Annotated in this window: 15 protein-coding genes; 10 read left to right on the top strand and 5 right to left on the bottom strand. The window is 75.0% G+C overall.

Annotation, left to right across the window (positions count from 1 at the left end; genetic code table 11):
- The first annotated feature begins 23 nt into the window (after positions 1-23).
- The 7 genes from GA0070613_RS16725 (at position 24) to GA0070613_RS16695 (ending at position 7,313) form a co-directional block, all read left to right on the top strand.
- Complete coding sequence (locus GA0070613_RS16725) at positions 24-1,349, top strand: PucR family transcriptional regulator (protein WP_269459054.1); 1,326 nt, start codon at positions 24-26, stop codon at positions 1,347-1,349.
- Between the two features lie 78 nt (positions 1,350-1,427).
- Complete coding sequence (locus GA0070613_RS16720) at positions 1,428-2,597, top strand: acyltransferase domain-containing protein (protein WP_089013153.1); 1,170 nt, start codon at positions 1,428-1,430, stop codon at positions 2,595-2,597.
- The gene (locus GA0070613_RS16715) at positions 2,597-3,541 is read left to right on the top strand and encodes a beta-ketoacyl-ACP synthase III (RefSeq protein WP_089013152.1); all 945 of its coding nucleotides are present in this window, start codon (positions 2,597-2,599) and stop codon (positions 3,539-3,541) included. Before GA0070613_RS16720 ends, GA0070613_RS16715 begins: the two co-directional genes overlap by 1 nt.
- 84 nt (positions 3,542-3,625) lie before the next feature.
- Complete coding sequence (locus GA0070613_RS16710; protein ID WP_089013151.1) at positions 3,626-3,865, top strand: acyl carrier protein; 240 nt, start codon at positions 3,626-3,628, stop codon at positions 3,863-3,865.
- Position 3,866: 1 nt separating this feature from the next.
- Entirely contained in the window at positions 3,867-5,093 is a 1,227-nt protein-coding gene (gene fabF / locus GA0070613_RS16705) for a beta-ketoacyl-ACP synthase II (RefSeq protein ID WP_089013150.1), read from the top strand.
- Positions 5,094-5,115: 22 nt separating this feature from the next.
- Positions 5,116-6,540: an acyl-CoA carboxylase subunit beta gene (locus GA0070613_RS16700; RefSeq protein WP_089013149.1), complete on the top strand. Its 1,425-nt coding sequence runs from the start codon at positions 5,116-5,118 to the stop codon at positions 6,538-6,540.
- A 56-nt stretch (positions 6,541-6,596) separates the two neighbouring features.
- Complete coding sequence (locus GA0070613_RS16695) at positions 6,597-7,313, top strand: class I SAM-dependent methyltransferase (RefSeq protein ID WP_089013148.1); 717 nt, start codon at positions 6,597-6,599, stop codon at positions 7,311-7,313.
- A gap of 22 nt (positions 7,314-7,335) precedes the next feature.
- On the opposite strand, the gene GA0070613_RS16690 is transcribed toward GA0070613_RS16695, so the two are convergent.
- The 4 genes from GA0070613_RS16690 to GA0070613_RS16675 all read right to left on the bottom strand — a co-directional run bounded on the left by GA0070613_RS16690 (position 7,336) and on the right by GA0070613_RS16675 (position 12,983).
- Positions 7,336-9,615, bottom strand: a complete 2,280-nt coding sequence (locus GA0070613_RS16690) for a hypothetical protein (protein ID WP_089013147.1) — start codon at positions 9,613-9,615, stop codon at positions 7,336-7,338.
- A complete protein-coding gene (locus tag GA0070613_RS16685; RefSeq protein ID WP_269458995.1) occupies positions 9,612-10,604 on the bottom strand; it encodes a glycosyltransferase family 2 protein in 993 nt (330 codons plus the stop codon). The genes GA0070613_RS16690 and GA0070613_RS16685 overlap by 4 nt, the downstream gene beginning before the upstream one ends.
- A 120-nt stretch (positions 10,605-10,724) precedes the next feature.
- Positions 10,725-12,452: a glycoside hydrolase family 3 protein gene (locus GA0070613_RS16680; RefSeq protein ID WP_089013145.1), complete on the bottom strand. Its 1,728-nt coding sequence runs from the start codon at positions 12,450-12,452 to the stop codon at positions 10,725-10,727.
- A gap of 39 nt (positions 12,453-12,491) precedes the next feature.
- A complete protein-coding gene (locus GA0070613_RS16675; protein ID WP_089013144.1) occupies positions 12,492-12,983 on the bottom strand; it encodes a DUF3145 domain-containing protein in 492 nt (163 codons plus the stop codon).
- A 322-nt stretch (positions 12,984-13,305) separates the two neighbouring features.
- Between GA0070613_RS16675 and GA0070613_RS16670 the strand changes: the two genes are divergently transcribed.
- Complete coding sequence (locus tag GA0070613_RS16670) at positions 13,306-13,635, top strand: hypothetical protein (RefSeq protein WP_089013143.1); 330 nt, start codon at positions 13,306-13,308, stop codon at positions 13,633-13,635.
- A 73-nt stretch (positions 13,636-13,708) separates the two neighbouring features.
- Here the strand turns inward: GA0070613_RS16670 and GA0070613_RS16665 are convergent, their stop codons facing one another.
- Entirely contained in the window at positions 13,709-14,335 is a 627-nt protein-coding gene (locus tag GA0070613_RS16665) for a carbonic anhydrase (protein ID WP_089015996.1), read from the bottom strand.
- A 148-nt stretch (positions 14,336-14,483) separates the two neighbouring features.
- Here GA0070613_RS16665 and GA0070613_RS16660 point away from each other — a divergent pair, with 148 nt between their 5' ends.
- On the top strand, positions 14,484-15,443 hold the full coding sequence (locus tag GA0070613_RS16660; protein ID WP_089015995.1) for an alpha/beta fold hydrolase: 960 nt from the start codon (positions 14,484-14,486) through the stop codon (positions 15,441-15,443).
- A gap of 117 nt (positions 15,444-15,560) precedes the next feature.
- Positions 15,561-17,678 (top strand): HelD family protein, encoded by a 2,118-nt coding sequence (locus tag GA0070613_RS16655; RefSeq protein WP_089013142.1) that lies wholly within the window; start codon positions 15,561-15,563, stop codon positions 17,676-17,678.
- Positions 17,679-17,704: the final 26 nt, after the last annotated feature.

The raw sequence follows: 17,704 nt of genomic DNA, 5'->3' as shown, positions 1-17,704 counted from the left end.
CCGCCGCCCCCGGGGTCGAGCGCATCCCCGCCGACCGACCCCTCGGTGTGGAGGCCCTGCTCAGGGCGTGTCAGGCTGGAGCGGTGAGCGAGCCGGGCGGTAGCGACCTGTCGGCCACGCTGCGCCGGATCGAACGGGCGGCGGGGGCGTTGGCCACCGCCAGCGTGGCCCGGATGGACGAGACGCTGCCCTGGTTCCGGGAACTCCCGGCGGACCAGCGCTCCTGGGTCATGCTGGTCGCCCAGGCGGGCGCCCGGTCGCTGGTGCAGTGGCTGCGGGAAGGTGGCGGCACCGCCGACAGCACCCAGGAGGTCTCCGACGAGGTCTTCGCCACCGCCCCCCAGGCCCTGGCCCGCTCGATCAGCCTCCAGCAGACCGTCGCGTTGATCAAGGTGACCATCGACGTGGTCGAGGAGCAGGTGTCGCACCTGGCCGCGAAGGGCGAGGAGGAGCAGCTGCGCGAGGCGGTGCTGCGCTTCTCGCGGGAGATCGCCTTCGCCGCCGCCCGGGTCTACGCCCGCGCCGCCGAGTCGCGCGGCTCGTGGGACGCCCGGTTGCAGGCCCTGCTGGTTGACGCCCTGCTGCGCGGCGACTCGCCGGACGTGCTGGCCAGCCGGGCGGCGGCGCTGGGCTGGACGGACGCGCCGCCGGTGGCGGTGGCGGTGGGCCGCTCCCCGGGGGGCGAGGTGGCCGCCGTGCTGCACACCGTCTACCGGCAGGCCCGGCGGATCGGGGTGGAGGTGATCGGCGGCGTGCACGGCGACCGGCTGGTCATCGTGCTCGGCGGGGCGGCCGACCCGATGGCTGCGACGGAGAAGCTGCTCACGGCGTTCGGCGACGGGCCGGTGGTGGTCGGTCCGGCCGTACTCAGCCTGGACGAGGCGACGGACTCGGCGCGGGCCGCGCTGGCCGGCTTCCGCGCGGCGCCGGCCTGGCCGGCCGCGCCGCGCCCGGTGCCGGCCGCCGACCTGCTGCCCGAGCGGGCCCTGGCCGGCGACGCGGAGGCTCGCCGCCGGCTCCGGCACGACGTGTACGCCACGCTGGTCCGGGCCGGTGGCGAGCTGCTGGAGACCCTGGACGCGTTCTTCGCCGCCGGGGGCACGCTGGAGAGTGCCGCCCGGGCGCTCTTCGTGCACCCGAACACCGTCCGCTACCGGCTGAAGCGGATCGCGGAGGTGACCGGCTTCTCGCCGCTGACGCCCCGCGACGCGTTCGCCCTCCAGGTGGCGCTGACCGTGGGTCGGCTGGACCCGGTCGTCCCGGGGGTCGCACCCGTCCCGACCCAGACAATGACCCCAGGCGTGAGGAAAACGTCACAGGCCGGTGATGATCACCGCCGATTTTTGTAGGAATCCTCCAAAGGTTCTAGTGCGGTTTGGTGTCGCCCGTTACAGCGCGACCCACGAGTATCAGTCAGAGTCATAAGCGTGCTCGCCGTACTCTCGCCCGGCCAGGGTTCCCAGAAACCCGGCTTCCTGACCCCTTGGCTCGACCTGACCGGCTCCGAGGCGCGGCTGCGCTGGTGGTCCGCGCTGGCCGGCGTCGACCTGGTCCACCTCGGCACGAAGGCCGACGCCGAGGAGATCAAGGACACCGCCCGCACCCAGCCCCTGCTGGTCGCGGCCGCGCTGCTCGCCGCCGAGCACCTGCCGATGTACGACGTGGCGGTGACCGCCGGGCACAGCGTCGGTGAGCTGGGCGCCGCCGCCCTCGCCGGGGTGCTGCCCGCCGAGGCGGCGATCACCCTCGCCGGCGTACGCGGTCGGGAGATGGCCGCCGCCTGCGCGCTGGAGCCCACCGGGATGGCCGCCGTGCTCGGCGGCGACCCGGACGAGGTGCTCGCCGCGATCGAGGCACACGGGCTGCACCCGGCCAACCGCAACGGCGCCGGCCAGGTCGTCGCCGCGGGCGCGGTCGACGGGCTGGACAAGCTGGCCGCCGAGCCGCCGGCGAAGACCCGGGTGATCCGACTCCAGGTGGCCGGCGCCTTCCACACCCCGTACATGGCCCCGGCCGAGGCCGCGCTGGCCGGCGTCGCCGCCGGGATCACCCCGACCGACCCCGCCCGGATCCTGCTCTCCAACCTCGACGGCTCGGCGGTCAACCACGGCCGGGAGATGGTGCAGCGGCTGGTCCGGCAGGTGACCGCGCCGGTCCGCTGGGACCTGTGCATGCGCACCCTGGCCGACCTTGGTGTCACCGGGGTGATCGAGCTGCCCCCCGCCGGCACCCTTGCCGGCCTGGTCAAGCGGGAGCTGAAGGCCACCGGCGTCCCCGAGATCGTCACCCTGAACACCCCCGACGACCTGCCCGCCGCACGGGACCTGATCGCCCGGCACAGCGGCCTGGGCGGCCACGAGCCGGTGATCCAGTTCCGGGTGGTGGTCTCCCCCGCCGCCGGCACCTTCGAGCCGGCCGCCGAGCTGGCCGAGGGCGCGGACCTGCGCGTCGGCCAGGTCATCGGTCACGTCGCCACCCGGCAGGGTCCGGTCGAGGTGACCGCGCACGACAGCGGGCTGCTCACCGAGTGGCTCGCCCACCACGACGACCCGGTCGCACCGGGCCAGCCGCTCGCCCGCATCGGAGGACAGCACTAATGGCAGGCAGTCGGATCGTCTCGATGGGCCACTACCAGCCTTCCCGGGTGGTGACCAACGACGACCTCGCCCAGCTCGTGGACACCAACGACGAGTGGATCCGGGACCGGGTCGGCATCGTCACCCGGCGGATCGCCGGCGACGAGACGGTGGCCGACATGGCCACGGCCGCCGCCGGCAAGGCGCTGGCCAACTCCGGCCTCACCGCCGCCGACATCGACCTCGTCGTGGTGGCCACCTGTACCTCGGTCGACCGCAGCCCGAACGTGGCCTGCCGGGTCGCCGCCAAGCTCGGCATCACCGCCCCGGCCGCGTACGACATCAACACCGCCTGCTCCGGCTTCGCGTACGCCCTCGGCACCGTCGACCACGCGATCCGGGCCGGGGCGGCGCGCAACGCGATCGTAATCGGCGCCGAGAAGCTCTCCGACTTCACCGACTGGACCGACCGCTCCACCTGCATCATCTTCGGCGACGGCGCCGGCGCGGCCGTGGTGACCGCCGCCGCCGAGGGCGAGCCCGCCGGGGTGGGCCCGGTGGTCTGGGGCTCGGTGCCGGAGAAGAGCGACGCGGTCCGCATCGAGGGCTGGCGGCCGTACATCGCGCAGGAGGGGCAGGCGGTCTTCCGCTGGGCCACCACCGCGCTGGCCCCGCTGGCGCTGCAGGCGTGCGAGAAGGCCGGGGTCGCGCCGTCGGAGCTGGCCGCGTTCGTGCCGCACCAGGCCAACGCCCGGATCATCGACGGCATCGTCAAGCGGCTGAACATCCCGGACGCGATCATCGCCAAGGACATCGTCGAGTCCGGCAACACCTCGGCGGCGAGCGTGCCGCTGGCCCTGTCCAAGCTGGTCGAGCGGCGGGAGGTGCCCGCGGGCGCCCCGGTGCTGCTGTTCGGCTTCGGCGGCGGCCTGACCTACGCCGGCCAGGTCGTCCGCTGCCCCTGAAGACCCCCTGGGCGCGCACGCGCCGAGGAGTGACGACCGGCAACGCCGGCCGTCGAGAACCCCCGATGAGAGGAACCAACCGCAATGACCCGTGACGAGATCACCGCCGGCCTCGCCGAGATCCTCGAAGAGGTTGCCGGGGTGAACCCGGACGACGTGGCCGAGGGTAAGTCCTTCACCGACGACCTCGACGTCGACTCCCTCTCCATGGTGGAGGTCGTGGTGGCGGCCGAGGAGAAGTTCGGCGTCAAGATCCCGGACAACGAGGTGCAGAACCTCAAGACCGTCGGGGACGCCGTCACCTACATCGAGGCGCAGTCCTGATATGAGTCGCATCGACGTCGTCGTCACCGGGCTCGGCGCGACCACCCCGCTGGGCGGGGACGTCGCGTCGACCTGGGACGCCATGCTCGCCGGCCGCTCCGGGGTGAGTGCGCTCACCCAGGAGTGGGCCGAGCAGTTGCCGGTCCGGATCGCCGCTTCGCTGGCGGTGGATCCGGCCGGGCTGCTGGACCGGGTCAAGCTGCGCCGGTTGGACCGTTCCGAGGCGATCGCGATCATTGCGGCGCAGCAGGCCTGGGCGGACGCCGGCCTGGCCGACTCCGGGCTCGACCCGGAGCGGTTGGGCGTGAGCGTCGGCTCCGGCATCGGCGGCGCCCTGACCCTGCTCGCTCAGGACGACATCCTGGAGGCGTCCGGTCCGCGCCGGGTCTCCCCGCACACCATTCCGATGCTGATGCCGAACGGTCCCGCCGCCTGGGTGGGGCTGGAGCTGGGCGCCCAGGCGGGCGTGCACTCGGTGGCCAGCGCCTGCGCGACCGGCGCGGAGGCGATCGCGCTCGGGCTCGACATGATCCGGGCCGGTCGCGCCGACGTGGTGATGGCCGGCGGCACCGAGGCGGTCATCCATTCGCTGCCGATCGCCGGTTTCGCCTCGATGCGGGCCATGTCGACCCGCAACGACGAGCCGGAGCGGGCCTCCCGCCCCTGGGACAAGGGCCGGGACGGTTTCGTGCTCGGCGAGGGCGCGGGGGTGATCGTCCTGGAACGGGCCGACCACGCCGCCGCCCGGGGCGCCCGGGTGTACGGCCGGCTGGCCGGCGCCGGCCTCACCTCCGACGGCTACGACATCGTGCAGCCGCACCCGGAGGGCGCTGGCGCGATCCGGGCCATCGCGAAGGCCATCGCCGACGCGGGCGTCGCCCGCCAGGACATCGTGCACGTCAACGCGCACGCCACCTCGACCCCGGTCGGTGACATGGCCGAGATCAAGGCGCTGCACCAGGCGCTCGGCGACCACCCGGTGCTGACCGCCACCAAGTCGATGACCGGGCACCTGCTCGGCGCGGCTGGCGCGCTGGAGTCGATCGCCACCATCCTGGCGATCCGTGACGGAGTGGTGCCGCCGACGATCAACCTGGACGACCCGGACGACGGTCTCGACCTGGAGGTGGTCGCCCACAAGGCGCGCCACATGGACATCCCCGCCGCGCTGAACAACTCGTTCGGCTTCGGCGGTCACAACGTGGCTCTCGTCTTCACGCGGGCCTGAGACCACAGCCTTGGAGGCACAAGTGACCACCACCGCCGTCAGTGCGGACAGCGCGACTGTGGACTACCGAGATCCCGAGGTCCGGCTCCGGGCCCTGTTCGACGCCGGCACGCTGCGCCTGGCCTCGCCGCGGGACACCTCCGGGGCGCTCTGGGCTCGGGGTGAGATCGACGGCACGCCGGCGATCGCGTTCGCCACCGACGCCACCAGGATGGGCGGCGCGATGGGCACCGACGGGTGCCGGCACGTCGTCGACGCCATCGACACCGCCGTCCGGGAGCGGGTGCCGGTGCTCGGCCTCTGGCACTCCGGCGGCGCCCGGCTGGCCGAGGGCGTCGTCGCGCTCGACGCCGTCGGGCAGGTCTTCGCCGCCATGGTCCGGGCCTCCGGCCGGGTGCCGCAGATCTCGGTGGTGCTGGGCCCGGCCGCCGGCGGCGCCGCGTACGGCCCGGCGCTGACCGACATCGTGGTGATGAGCGGCGCCGGCCGGATCTTCGTCACCGGCCCCGAGGTGGTCCGCAGCGTCACCGGCGAGCAGGTCGACATGGAGCGCCTCGGCGGCCCCGAGCCGCACGGCCGGCGCTCGGGCGTCGTGCACGTGACCTGCGCCGACGACGAGGCGGCGATGGTCGAGTCGCGCAAGCTCGCCGCGCTGCTGGGTCACCAGGGGCGGCTGTCCCCGGACGACGTGCCGGCCGGCGCGACGGACGGGCACGACCTGGCCGCGAAGATGCCGGCCGAGACCAACCGGGCGTACGACGTGAAGCCGGTGGTCAAGGCGCTGCTCGACGCCCCGGGCGTGGAGCTGCACGCCAAGTGGGCGCCGAACATCGTCACCACGCTCGGCCGGTTCGCCGGCCGCACGGTCGGCGTGATCGCCAACAACCCGCTGCGGCTGGGTGGCTGCCTGGACGCGTCCAGCGCGGAGAAGGCCGCGCGGTTCGTGCGGATGTGCGACTCGCTCGGGGTGCCGCTGATCGTGCTGGTCGACGTCCCCGGTTACCTGCCCGGCCTGGGCCAGGAGTGGGACGGCGTGGTCCGGCGCGGCGCGAAGCTGCTGCACGCGTTCGCCGAGGCGGTGGTGCCGCGGGTGACGCTGGTGACCCGCAAGGCGTACGGCGGCGCGTACATCGCGATGAACTCCCGGTCGCTCGGCGCCACCGCGGTCTTCGCCTGGCCGAACGCCGAGGTCGCGGTCATGGGCGCCAGCGCGGCGGTCAACATCCTGCACCGCAAGAAGCTGGCCGCCGCCCCCGCCGAGGAGCGGGAGGCGCTGCGCGCCCAGCTGATCGAGGAGCAGACCCGGGTCGCCGGTGGCGTCAACCGGGCGCTGGAGATCGGCGTGGTGGACGACATGATCAAGCCGGAGGAGACCCGGCGCCGGATCGCCGAGGCGCTCGCCGCGGCGCCGGCCGCCCGGGGCGCGCACGGCAACATCCCGCTGTAACAAACGGGATTGGACAGGGCCCCTCCGTGCCGGAGGGGCCTTGTTACCGTGTCCGCGTGGAAGCGACCGAGATCCGCAAGCTCGCCGCGCTCGAGGACACCCACTGGTGGTACCGGGAGCGGCGCGCCCTGCTCGGACGGGCGCTGCACCGGCTGGCGGCGACCGGGACGCGGCCGGAGCGGGCACTGGACATCGGCGCGGCCGGCGGCGGCAACACCCGGGTGCTGCGGGCGCACGGCTGGCAGCCGCTGGCCCTGGAGTACAGCGCCGAGGGCGCCGGGGTGGCCCGGGAACGCGGCCTCGACGTGATCCGGGCGGACGCCCGCCACCTGCCGGTCGGGTCGGCCAGCCTGGGTCTGGTGGTCGCCTTCGACATCCTGGAACACTTCGACGAGGACCACCTCGCCGCCGCCGAGATCCGCCGCGCCCTGCGCCCCGGCGCGACCGCGCTGATCGCGGTGCCGTGCGACATGCGGCTCTGGTCCGCGCACGACGTGGCGGTGGGGCACGTGCGCCGCTACGACCGCGCCTCGCTGCGCGCCGTCATGGAGAAGGCCGGCCTGGTCGTCGACGAGCTGTGGAGCTGGAACGTGGTGCTGCGCCCGGTCGCGGCCTGGCGGCGCCGCCGGTCCACCGGCAGTGACCTGGACGACCTGCACCCGATGGTCAACCTCGGGCTGCGCACGATCATCACCGCCGAGCGGTACCTGCCGGTGCGGTCGCTGCCCGGCGTCTCGCTGATGCTCCGGGCCCACCGCCCGACCGAGGGCTGAGCCGACCGCCGGCGGCGGGGGGTCAGCGCAGCCGGTAGACGGCCGTCCGGGAGTTCTCGAAACGAAGGTCGGCCAGGGTACGCAGCGTCGGCGACTCCGGTTCGACCCCGCGGTCGGCGACCAGCCAGCGCACCCCGTACCGGTCGCGCAGCGCGGCCAGCCCGGAGGCGGTCGGGGCGGTGAACGCGGCGTCGTTCGCGCGCAGCCGGTCGGCGTCCCAGAACGGGGCGTACGGGCCCTCGGGCAGCCCGACCATCCGGGGCGCGAACGCCCACCCCTCCACCAGCACCGCGCGCTCGGCGTAGCCGCTCAGCCAGAAGGTGCGGGCGTCGCACCAGCCGTCCACCACGGCCCGGCAGTGCACGTTGGTGGCGACCACGTCGTCCGGGTCGCTGTGCGCGTGGACCCAGCGGGCCGCCTCGACCCGGGAGGCGGGCATCGGCACCACCGGGTACGCCCCACCGTTGGGTTGCTGCCGGGCGGCGGCCGCGTCCATGACGAGGCCCGGCGCGCCGGCGACCAGCACGGCGGTGAGCAGCAGCAGCCCGCCCCGACCGGCCAGCCCGGGCCAGCGCCCGACCAGCGCCGGCCAGCACAGGGCCACCAGCAGCGCCACCAGCGTCAGCGCGACGGCCCACCGGAGCAGCGGCAGCACCGGGGCGTACGCGGGGATCGCGGGCGTGCTGGTCGCCGAGCCGAGCTGGACCGCGGTGAGCAGCACGGCGAACCCGGCGGTGCCCACCCCGAGCAGCAGCCGTCCCCGGGCCGACAGGGCGGCCCGGTCGGCCACCTCGACCCAGCCCCAGGCGGAGAGAAGGACGCCGAAGGCGAAGCCGGTCCGGGTGAAGTACTGGTTGCTGCTGCCCGGGTGGCCGACCAGCAGGTAGATCGCCGGCCCGGCGAGCGCGCCGCCGAGCAGGAGGAGCTGCACCGGCTCGAGCCGCCCGCGGCGCAGCCGCAGCAGCGCCGGGACGCCGGCCAGCCGGAGCTGGAGGCTGAGCAGGAAGGCCAGGAGGACCGCCGCCCAGAGCACCACGGTGACCCCGGCGGAGCGGCCCTCGGGCAGGTACGTCCGCAGCCCGGAGAACGGATCGACGGTGATGCCGTGGCTCTCGAAGGCGAAGAGCACGGCCGTGGCGAAGACCTGCGCCGCGAGGGTCAGACCGGCGGCGACGAGCACCGCGCGGGGCAGCCGGCGCCGGACCGCCAGCAGCAGCACGGCGGTGAACGCGAGCGCGGCCAGCACCACCGGCACCGTGCTGGCCTTCGCCCCGGTGGAGGCGGCCAGGAAGAGCGCCGCGAGCACCCAGGCGCCGCGCCCGAGCGGGGGCACGGCCACCCCGCGGGCCCGCCCGACGATCTCCCCGAGCGCCGCGATCAGCGGCAGCAGCAGCACCCAGCTGTACGTCATCGACGGGCTGCCCCAGACGATGAAGGTGGCCTGGGTGCCGAAGAGCTGCCGCCACCCGTTCTCGAAGCCGAACTCGCCGACGGTGAACAGCAGCGCCGCGGCGACCACCCCGGCGTACGGCCGGCCGGTGATCCGCCAGCCGACCACGGCGACCAGCACGGCCGCAAGCGCGCAGAGCGCCGGCACGGCGAGCCGGAAGAAGACCGTCGGCAGGTCGACGCCGCTGACCAGGCTGGTCGCCGCCAGGTGGGCGAAGCCGAACCAGTGGTAGTGCAGCGGCTCCCCGGCCACCTGCGGCACCTCGAGCGGCACCTGGTGGGTGGCCGCCCCGGCGAGGGAGAGCTGGAACGCCAGGTCGATGTACTGCGCCTGCCCCTCGTCGGTGGGAAGCACCGGGTTGACGGTCAGGAACGACTCGTACAGGTAGAGGGTGAAGCCGGCGACCACCGCGGTCAGCGCCAAGGCCCAGCCGGCCGGGGCGACGGTGTCGTAGCGGACCCGCCAGTGCCGGCGCAGCGCCGGCACGGCGGCGAACGGCGCCAGCACCGCCAGCGGCCAGAGGCGCAGCCAGCCGGGCGCCCCGACGGCGGTGAACGCCGCCCAGGCGGTCAGCTCCAGCACCAGTCCGACTGCCGCGCCCATGGCCAGGTCCTCGACCAGGGTGTGCGGCCGGCGGCGCAGGGCCCGGAACACCAGGGTCCCGGGCAGCAGTACGGCCAGCAGGGCGTACGCCGTCCACCGGCCGAGGTCGGGCGCGGGCGTGCCGGTGGTGAGCAGGACGGCCGCGACGGCCGCGTAGCCGGCGAGGGCCGGGGCGAACCGGACGGCGGCCCGACGGCGGCGCGGCCCCACGGCCGACGGGGCGGCGTCCCCGGTGGCGAGCGTGGTCACCGCAGCGTGTCGGCCAGCTCGACGACGTCCCGGCCGGGGGCCGCCGGTTCGGCGGCGGCGCTGTCGCCGGCCACGAAGTACGCGGGCCGGCCCTGCACCGCCGTGTAGATCCGGGCGACGTACTCGCCGAGCAGGCCGAGGCAGAGCAGCTGCACCGCGCCGAGGAAGAGGATCGCCACGTAGAGCGACGGCCAGCCGCTCACCGTGGCGCCGGCGAACCAGGCGAGCACCGCCACCACCACCAGCACCCCGCAGACAGCCACCCCGGCCAGCCCCAGCCAGGTGGCCACCCGCAGCGGCGCGGCGGAGAAGCTGGTGACGCTCTCCGCGGCCAGGCCGGCCATCCGGGACAGCGGGTACTTGGTCCGCCCGGCGGCGCGTTCCTGCCGCTCGTAGCCGACCTCCCCGCTGGGGAAGCCGAGCCAGGGCACCACCAGGCGGAGCACCGGGTTGCGCTCGGGAAGCTCCCGCAGCGCCTCCACGGCGACTCGGCTGAGCAGCCGGAAGTCGCCGGCCTGGGCGGGCACCTGCTGGCCGACCAGCCGCCGCATGAGCCGGTAGTAGCCGGCCGCGGTCCACCGTTTGAACGCGCTGTCCCGGCTCCGGTCGGCCCGGACGCCGTAGACGATGTCCAGCTCGTCGGCGCGGGCCCGGCGGAGCATCTCGACGATCACCTCGGGCGGGTCCTGGAGGTCGGCGTCAATGCTGACGACGTACCCGCCGCGGGCGCGGAACAGCCCGGCGACCAGGGCCGCCTGGTGGCCGCTGTTGCGGCGCAGCCGCAGCACCCGCAGCTCCGGCCAGCCCGCGCGCAGGGCGGTCAGCCCGGCGACGGTGCCGTCGGTGCTGCCGTCGTCGACCGCCACCACCTCGTACGCCTCGCCGAGGCCGTCGAGCACGCCGCGCAACCGCTCGGCCAGCAGCGGCAGGACGCTCTCCTCGTTGAACATCGGCACCACCACGGAGAGTGCCGGCTCCGGTCGCGTCACGGCGCTCGACCCCCCGTTTCCTGCGGCGGCGGACGGCCCGAACGCTACCAGTCGGGCGGGACCCGCTCGGCCCATCGCGGCCGAAGGCCGGCCCGGCGGGCGACAGCGGCGGGCCGCCGGTCAGGTGCCGCAGGTGGTGGCGGGCAGCCCGGTCACCGGGACCGGCGACCGGCCGCCCGGTCGGGCCTTGCCGGCGAGCACCCCGGCCAGCGCGGTCATCGACGCCCGGCTGGACGAGTACGTTGCCAGCAGCGTCGGCGACTTCGCGGCGGCCAGCACGTACGGGGTGTCCATGGCCACCGTCACCGCGGCGTCGGCGCGCAGGTCGTCGGCGCCGTCGCCGTACCCGACGAGGTGGACGACCGTGCCGCCGCTCGGCACCACCTTCACCCCGGCCGCGGTGAGCGCGTCGGTGAGCGTGGCACGGGTCCGGTCCCGCCCGCTGGAGGAGGTGACGGTGACCGGCCCGGCCACCGGGCCGCCGCACCGGCCGCGCAGCACGGTGACCGCCGCCGCGGCCAGGTCGGCCGCCGCCTTGCGGTGCTCCGGGCCGTTCAGCCCGGACAGCTCCGGGGTCGGCCGGTCGGCCAGCTTGAACTTCATGGTGAGCACCCGGGTGGCCGCCTCCACCAGCCGGTCCCGGGGCAGCGAGCCGTCGCGGAGCGCGGCGAGCAGCCCGTCGTACGCCTGGCTCACGTTCGGGGTCATCAGGATGAGGTCGTTGCCCGCGATGAGGGCGCGCACCGCCGCCTCGCCGGGCGACCAGCGCTTGGCCGGCGGCATGTTCATCCCGTCGGTGATCACCACGCCCTGGAAGCCGAGCTGGCCGCGCAGCACGTCGGTGAGGAGCTTGTGGGAGAAGGTGGCCGGGGTGCCCGGGTCGACCGCCTTGACGTCGAGGTGGGCCGACATGACCGCCATGGCGCCGGCGTCGATGCCGGCGCGGAACGGCGGGAACGCCGTCCGGTCCAGCACGGCGCGGGACTGGCCGATCACCGGCACGTCCTTGTGCGAGTCGGTGGCGGTCAGGCCGTGCCCGGGGAAGTGCTTGACGCTGGCCGCCACCCCCTCGGACTGCAGGCCCCGCACTGCGCCGCCCACCTGGCCGGAGGCGTTGGCCGGGTCGGCGCCGAAGGAGCGCGAGCCGATCACGGTGCTGCGGGTGACCAGCACGTCGGCGACCGGGGCGAAGTCGAGGTTGATCCCCATCGCGGCGAGTTCGGCGCCGGCGGCCCGCCAGGCCGCCTCGGTCAGCGCCGGCCTCCCGGCCGCCCCGGCGGCCATCGGGCTGGGCAGCAGGGTCACCCCGTCGGTGATCCGGGTGACCACGCCGTACTCCTGGTCGGTGCCGATCAGGAAGGGAGCCGGCCCGGCGGGGAGCTTCCCGGCGGCCTCCCGCAGCCCGCTGGTCAGCTCCCGGACCTGCTTGGGGTTGTCGACGTTGGTGGTGGCCTGGTTGCCGGAGGTGGGGTCGTCGGCGCTGAAGCCGACCAGGATCAGCCCGCCCAGCCGGTACTTCGCCACCATCTCCGCGGGGGTGTCGACCCCGGCGAGGGCCCGGTTGCCGGCGGCCGACCCGGGCGACACCTTGGTCGCTGAGCTGCCGTAGGCGTACGGCATCAGCACCTGGCCGACCAGGTCCTCGTCGGCGAGCGTGCGGACCAGGGCCGCCGCCCGGGTGGCCGGGTCAGCGGTGGGCGGGGTGGGGGCGGGGGCGGTCGAGGAGGGGCTCGGCGACGCGGCGAGACGCGGTCCGCCCGGCTCCTTCGCGCACCCGGAGACGAGCAGCGCGGTCAGTGCGGCGAGCGCGACGAAAGCACGTCGAGGGGTGGTCGACACGCGACCCATCCCACCAGTTCACCGCGTACCGGGCAACTTGACCTTCGGTCAGCCGACCCGGGTGAGCAGCGTCACCGGGGCGCCGTCGCCGGCGTACCGGTAGGGCTCCAGCTCGGCGTCCCAGGCGGTGCCGAGCGCCTTGTCCAGGGCGTGCGCGAGAGCCTCCGGGGCGCGGGCGGACGCCATGATGCTGCGCAGCCGGTCCTCGCCGAGCTGGATGTCGCCGGCCGCGCCGACGGTGGCCCGGAACAGGCCACGTCCCGGGACGTACATGAACCGCTCGCCGTCGGCGCCGGGGCTGGCTTCCTCGGTCACCTCGAAACGGATCATGGGCCACTGCCGGAGGGCAGCAGCCAGCTCGGCGCCCGTCCCCGGGCTACCGGTCCACCCGCACTCGGCCCGGCGGGCGCCGGGGTCGACGGGCTGAGCCGTCCACTGCAGGTCGACCGGCGCGGCGAGGACGCGCGCGATCGCCCACTCGACGTGTGAGCACACGGCGAGCGGGGTCGAGTGGACGTATACGACGCCACGCGTTGGCACGGTGACCTCCCGGAGAGCGAGGTGCGTCTTCCCCTACGACCTCGTCCACCCGAGTGGCCTCTGCAACACATGATGACCCTTGTGACGGATGGTGCGCCAGGGAATCGGAAAATTCGCCGGCGGGTCGGGCCGGAATAGCCGGCCGGGTGACCCCGTTGACCACCATGACGGCGCGACGACCAGCCAGGTGTCGCGGTCGTGTACAGTTTCATGGGCGGTTCTGTGCCGCCGTACATCTTCGCGGGCCGAGGCTCATCCGGGCGTCACCCGCAACAGCCCCCGGACGTTTAAGTCCTCCCGTACGTCTGCAAGGAGTACCTCCGTGGCGAGCAACACCTCTAAGACCGCGCGCGCGTCAGTCCGGGCCGGCCAGGCTGGCCAGGGTGGCGCACTCAGCGTGCTGGGCGAGTTCAAGTACCTCATCCCGCTGAACGGCGGCAAGCACGCCTACGTGCGGAACCTGACCAACGGCAAGACCGCGCACCTGCGCACCGACTCCGAGGCCTTCGTCGAGGAGATCCGGGTGCTGGCCGCCGCCGGCCACGCCGCCAAGATCCGGGCGGAGATCAACGGCCTCGCCGCCGCTCACCCGGAGCACGGCTGGGACACCACCGAGAAGCGTCTCGTCGAGGCCGGTGTCTTCGAGGGCTGAGTCCCTCACCCCGCGACACCATGAACCGCCCGTCGGGTGATCCCGGCGGGCGGTTCGTCGTTTCCGCGGCCGGTCACTCCTCCAGCAGGGCCACGGTGCCGGTGGCCAGGTCGTAGAGCGCGCCGACCACGGCGACCCGCCCGGCGGCGACCGGGCCGGCCAGCAGGTCGTCGGCGCGCAGCGTGGCCACCGTGCGCAGCACGTGCCGGCGGACGGCCATCGGGTGCGCCCGGGGGTCGTCCACGCCCGCCTCGACCACCGCCGGCGCGATCTGGTCCACCACGTACGCCAGCGAGCCGCCCGGCCGCTCCCCCGTGCGCAGCGTCTCCACCGCCGAGCCGACCGCGCCGCAGCGCTCGTGCCCGAGCACCATGACCAGCGGCACCCCGAGTTGCCCCACCACGTACTCGATCGAGCCGCAGACCGCCCGGTCGAGCACGTGCGCGCCGGTGCGGATCACGCAGATCGACCCGAACGTCTGGTCGAAGATCGCCTCCAGCGGCACCCGCGAGTCGATGCAGCCCAGCACCACGGCGTACGGCTGCTGGTCGCCCGAGGCGACCGCCGCCGCGGCGGTCACGTCGTGGCCGTGCACCGGCTGGCCGCTGACGAAGCGGCGGTTCCCGGCGAGCAGCTCGGCCAGGGCCGCACGCGGGCTCCGGCCCGCTCCGGCGGCCGGTGTCGGGCGCGGCGGCGGCATGCCCTCCAGCCTGGTCACCGATCCGACCGTACGGGGCCGGTTGCGAATCTTCTCACCACCACGGTTGGCGTGTTGTCATGACGGGTAGCCGGTGTTACCGCCGGGTCAACCGGTGCGAGGAACACCGGCCGGCCCGGGGGAGGTGGCGATGCCGGAGCACCTGGAGGTACGGCTTCCCGACGACGTACGCCTGCACGTGGCGGTGGCCGGGCCGGCCGACGCCGAGGTGACGGCGATCCTGCTGCACGGCTGGACGCTGGACGGCCGCAGCTGGCACCGCCAGCTCGCCGAGATCCGGGAGCGGTTCGGCGACCGGGTCCGGGTGGTCACCTACGACGCCCGGGGGCACGGCCGGTCCAGCTGCATGGCGCTGCGTACGGCCACCCTGGCCCAGCTCGGCGACGACCTGGCGGCGGTGGTGGACGAGGTCGCCCCGGCCGGGAAGGTGGTGCTGGTCGGGCACTCGATGGGCGGGATGAGCGTGATGGAGTACGCCCACCGCCACCCCGGCCAGTTCGCCGCCCGTACCGCCGGCCTGGTCTTCGTCTCGACCACCGCCGAGGGGCACACGCACACCGTCTACGGGCTGTCGCCCCGGATCGCCCGGTTGATCCGGCTCGCCGAGACCACCGGCGCCGGGGTGCTGGCCCGGTGCGGGTCCTGGCGGCCACCCCGGGCGCTGCTGCGCGCACTGCGCCCCAGCATTCGCTGGATGCTCTTCGGCGACCGCTGCGACCCGGCGGACATCCGGCTGGTCACCTCGGCGGTGGCACACGCCTCGTTGCGCTCGATCGGCGGGTTCCGCGCCTCGATCGGGGCCCAGCACCGGCTGGACACCCTGGCCGCGCTGGGCCACCTGCCGGCCGCCGCGCTGGTCGGCGACCGGGACCGGCTCACCCCGCCGCCCTGCGCGGAGTCGATCGCCGCCGCGCTGCCGACCACCGAGCTGACCGTCTGCCCGGGTGCCGGGCACATGCTGATGATGGAGCGGCCGGACGAGGTGAACGCGGCCCTCGCGGCGGTGCTCCGGCAGGTGCTGGAGCGGCCGGCGCCGAGCGCGAGCCGGGCCGGCGACGGCCCGGTGGCCGGGGTGGGAACGGTCGGATAACGGGCAACCCGGACGGGCGGGTCCCCGGACCGGCATGGCCCCGGCGCGGGCCGGAACGCCGGCCCGTACCCTCATTCAGCCACTGTGCCCGCCGCCCTGACCGCAGGAGTTGCCGCGTTGACCGACCAGACCACCCTGGAACAGGAGATGGCCGCCGAACAGCGGCATCTCGACCAGGTGTACGCCCGGCTGGCGGAGCTGCGCCGCTCGGCCGTCGACGCCGAGCGGGAGGGCTACCGGCTGGCCCGGGTGGGCAACTTCGGGGCGCTGGTCGAACGGGACGCGATGGTCTTCCACGCCGCGCAGCGCCGGCACGCGCTGGACGCCGAGCACGAGGGCCTGGTCTTCGGCCGGCTCGACCTGCGTACCCGGCAGGTGTTGCACGTCGGGCGGCTCGGCGTGCGCGGCGAGCACGCCGAGAGCCTGGTGGTCGACTGGCGGGCGCCGGCCGCCGCGGCCTTCTACCAGGCCACCCCGGCCGAGCCGATGGGCGTGGTGCGGCGGCGCACCATCCAGTCCTCCGCGGAGAAGGTGACCCGGATCGAGGACGACCTGCTCGACCCGGAGTCGGCGCCGCCGGACCTGGCGGTGGTCGGCGACGGCGCGCTGCTGGCCACCCTGTCCCGGGCCACCGGCCGGGGCATGCGGGACATCGTCGCCACCATCCAGCGGGAGCAGGACGAGGCGATCCGCTCCCCGGGCTCGGGCGTCACGGTCGTCTCCGGCGGCCCGGGCACCGGCAAGACGGCGGTGGCGCTGCACCGGGCGGCGTACCTGCTCTACTCCGACCGCAGCCGGTACGCCGGCGGCGGCATCCTGGTGGTCGGCCCGTCGAGCGTCTTCGTGGAGTACATCGCCTCGGTGCTGCCCTCGCTCGGCGAGGAGACGGCCACCCTGCACTCGCTCGGCTCGCTCTTCCCGGGCATGTCGGCGACCCGGACGGACCCGCCCGACGTGGCGGCGGTGAAGGGGTCGCTGCGGATGCGCCGGGTGCTGGAGCGCGCGGTCCGGGACACGGTGCCGGACTCGCCGGCCGAGCTGCGGCTGCTCTACCGGGGCGAGCTGCTCCGGCTGGAGCGCCGGGAGCTGGACGGCATCCGGGACCGGGCGCTGCCGCGGGGCGCGCGCCGCAACGAGGTGCGCCGGGCCGGTTTCGACGGGGTCCTCGCGGCGCTGTACGCCCAGGCCCGCCAGCTGCGGGTCGGCCGGCTGCCGGAGCAGCGCGCGTTCGAGGACGAGATCATCGACCGGCCGGAGTTCCGGGAGTTCCTGAAGGCCTGGTGGCCCCGGCTGCATCCCCGGCACGTGCTCGGCTGGCTGGCCCGTCCGGAGCGGCTGCGCCGGTACGCCGGCGGCATCCTCGCAGGCAGCGAGATCCGGCTGCTGACCCAGGCGTACCGGAGCCTGGACGGCGCGGGGCTGACCGTCGCGGACATCGCCCTGCTGGACGAGCTGGACGCGCTGCTCGGCAAGCCGGTGCGGCCGGCGAAGGCGAAGCGCGACCCGTTCCAGCTCGCCGGCGGGGTCCGCGAGCTGAGCACCTTCGCCGACCGGCAGCGGGCCGCCCGGGCCGCGGCCCGGGAGCGGCCGGAGGACTACCGGGAGTACGCGCACGTGGTGGTCGACGAGGCGCAGGACGTCTCGCCGATGCAGTGGCGCATGATCGGCCGGCGCGGCCGGCTGGCCTCCTGGACGGTGGTGGGCGACCCGGCGCAGACCGCGTGGACCGGCGACCCGGAGGAGCTGACCCGGGCCCGGGACCAGGCGTTGGGGCGACGCCGCCGGCACCAGTTCACGCTGACCACCAACTACCGCAACTCGGCGGAGATCTTCGCGGTGGCGGCGGCGGAGATCCGCCGGCTCTACCCGGACCTGCCGCTGCCCACCGCGGTGCGCTCCACCGGGGTCGACCCGGTGGAGCGGACCGTGCCGGCCGCCGAACTGGCGGCGGCCACCGTCGAGGCGGCCGGGGCCCTGCTGGCCGAGGTCGAGGGGACGGTCGGTGTGATCACCCCGGTGCCGCGCCGGGACGAGGTGGCCGGCTGGCTCGCCGACCTGGGCGGCTCCCGGCTCCAGGTGGTGACGAGCCTGCAGGCCAAGGGCATGGAGTACGACGGGGTCGTGCTGGTCGCGCCGAGCGAGATCCGGGCGGAGCCGGGCTCCGGCGTACGGACCCTCTACGTGGCGCTCTCCCGGGCCACGCAACGGCTCACCACCCTCGACCCGCTGGGCTGAGCAGGGCTTTGACCGCGAGCGGGCGG

It is taken from the genome of Micromonospora inositola (genome assembly GCF_900090285.1).
GTDB lineage: Bacteria > Actinomycetota > Actinomycetes > Mycobacteriales > Micromonosporaceae > Micromonospora > Micromonospora inositola.
The sequence above is the reverse complement of the archived record's forward strand: the minus strand, read 5'-3'. Positions and strand labels throughout refer to the sequence as shown.

What these genes read in the sequence shown, in the direction of transcription:
- GA0070613_RS16715 (WP_089013152.1), top strand. Translation starts at nt 2,597, where the DNA reads ATGGCAGGCAGTCGGATCGTCTCGATGGGCCACTACCAGCCTTCCCGG.
- GA0070613_RS16710 (WP_089013151.1), top strand. Translation starts at nt 3,626, where the DNA reads ATGACCCGTGACGAGATCACCGCCGGCCTCGCCGAGATCCTCGAAGAG.
- GA0070613_RS16665 (WP_089015996.1), bottom strand. Translation starts at nt 14,335, where the DNA reads ATGCCGCCGCCGCGCCCGACACCGGCCGCCGGAGCGGGCCGGAGCCCG.
- GA0070613_RS16660 (WP_089015995.1), top strand. Translation starts at nt 14,484, where the DNA reads ATGCCGGAGCACCTGGAGGTACGGCTTCCCGACGACGTACGCCTGCAC.
- fabF (WP_089013150.1), top strand. Translation starts at nt 3,867, where the DNA reads ATGAGTCGCATCGACGTCGTCGTCACCGGGCTCGGCGCGACCACCCCG.
- GA0070613_RS16680 (WP_089013145.1), bottom strand. Translation starts at nt 12,452, where the DNA reads ATGGGTCGCGTGTCGACCACCCCTCGACGTGCTTTCGTCGCGCTCGCC.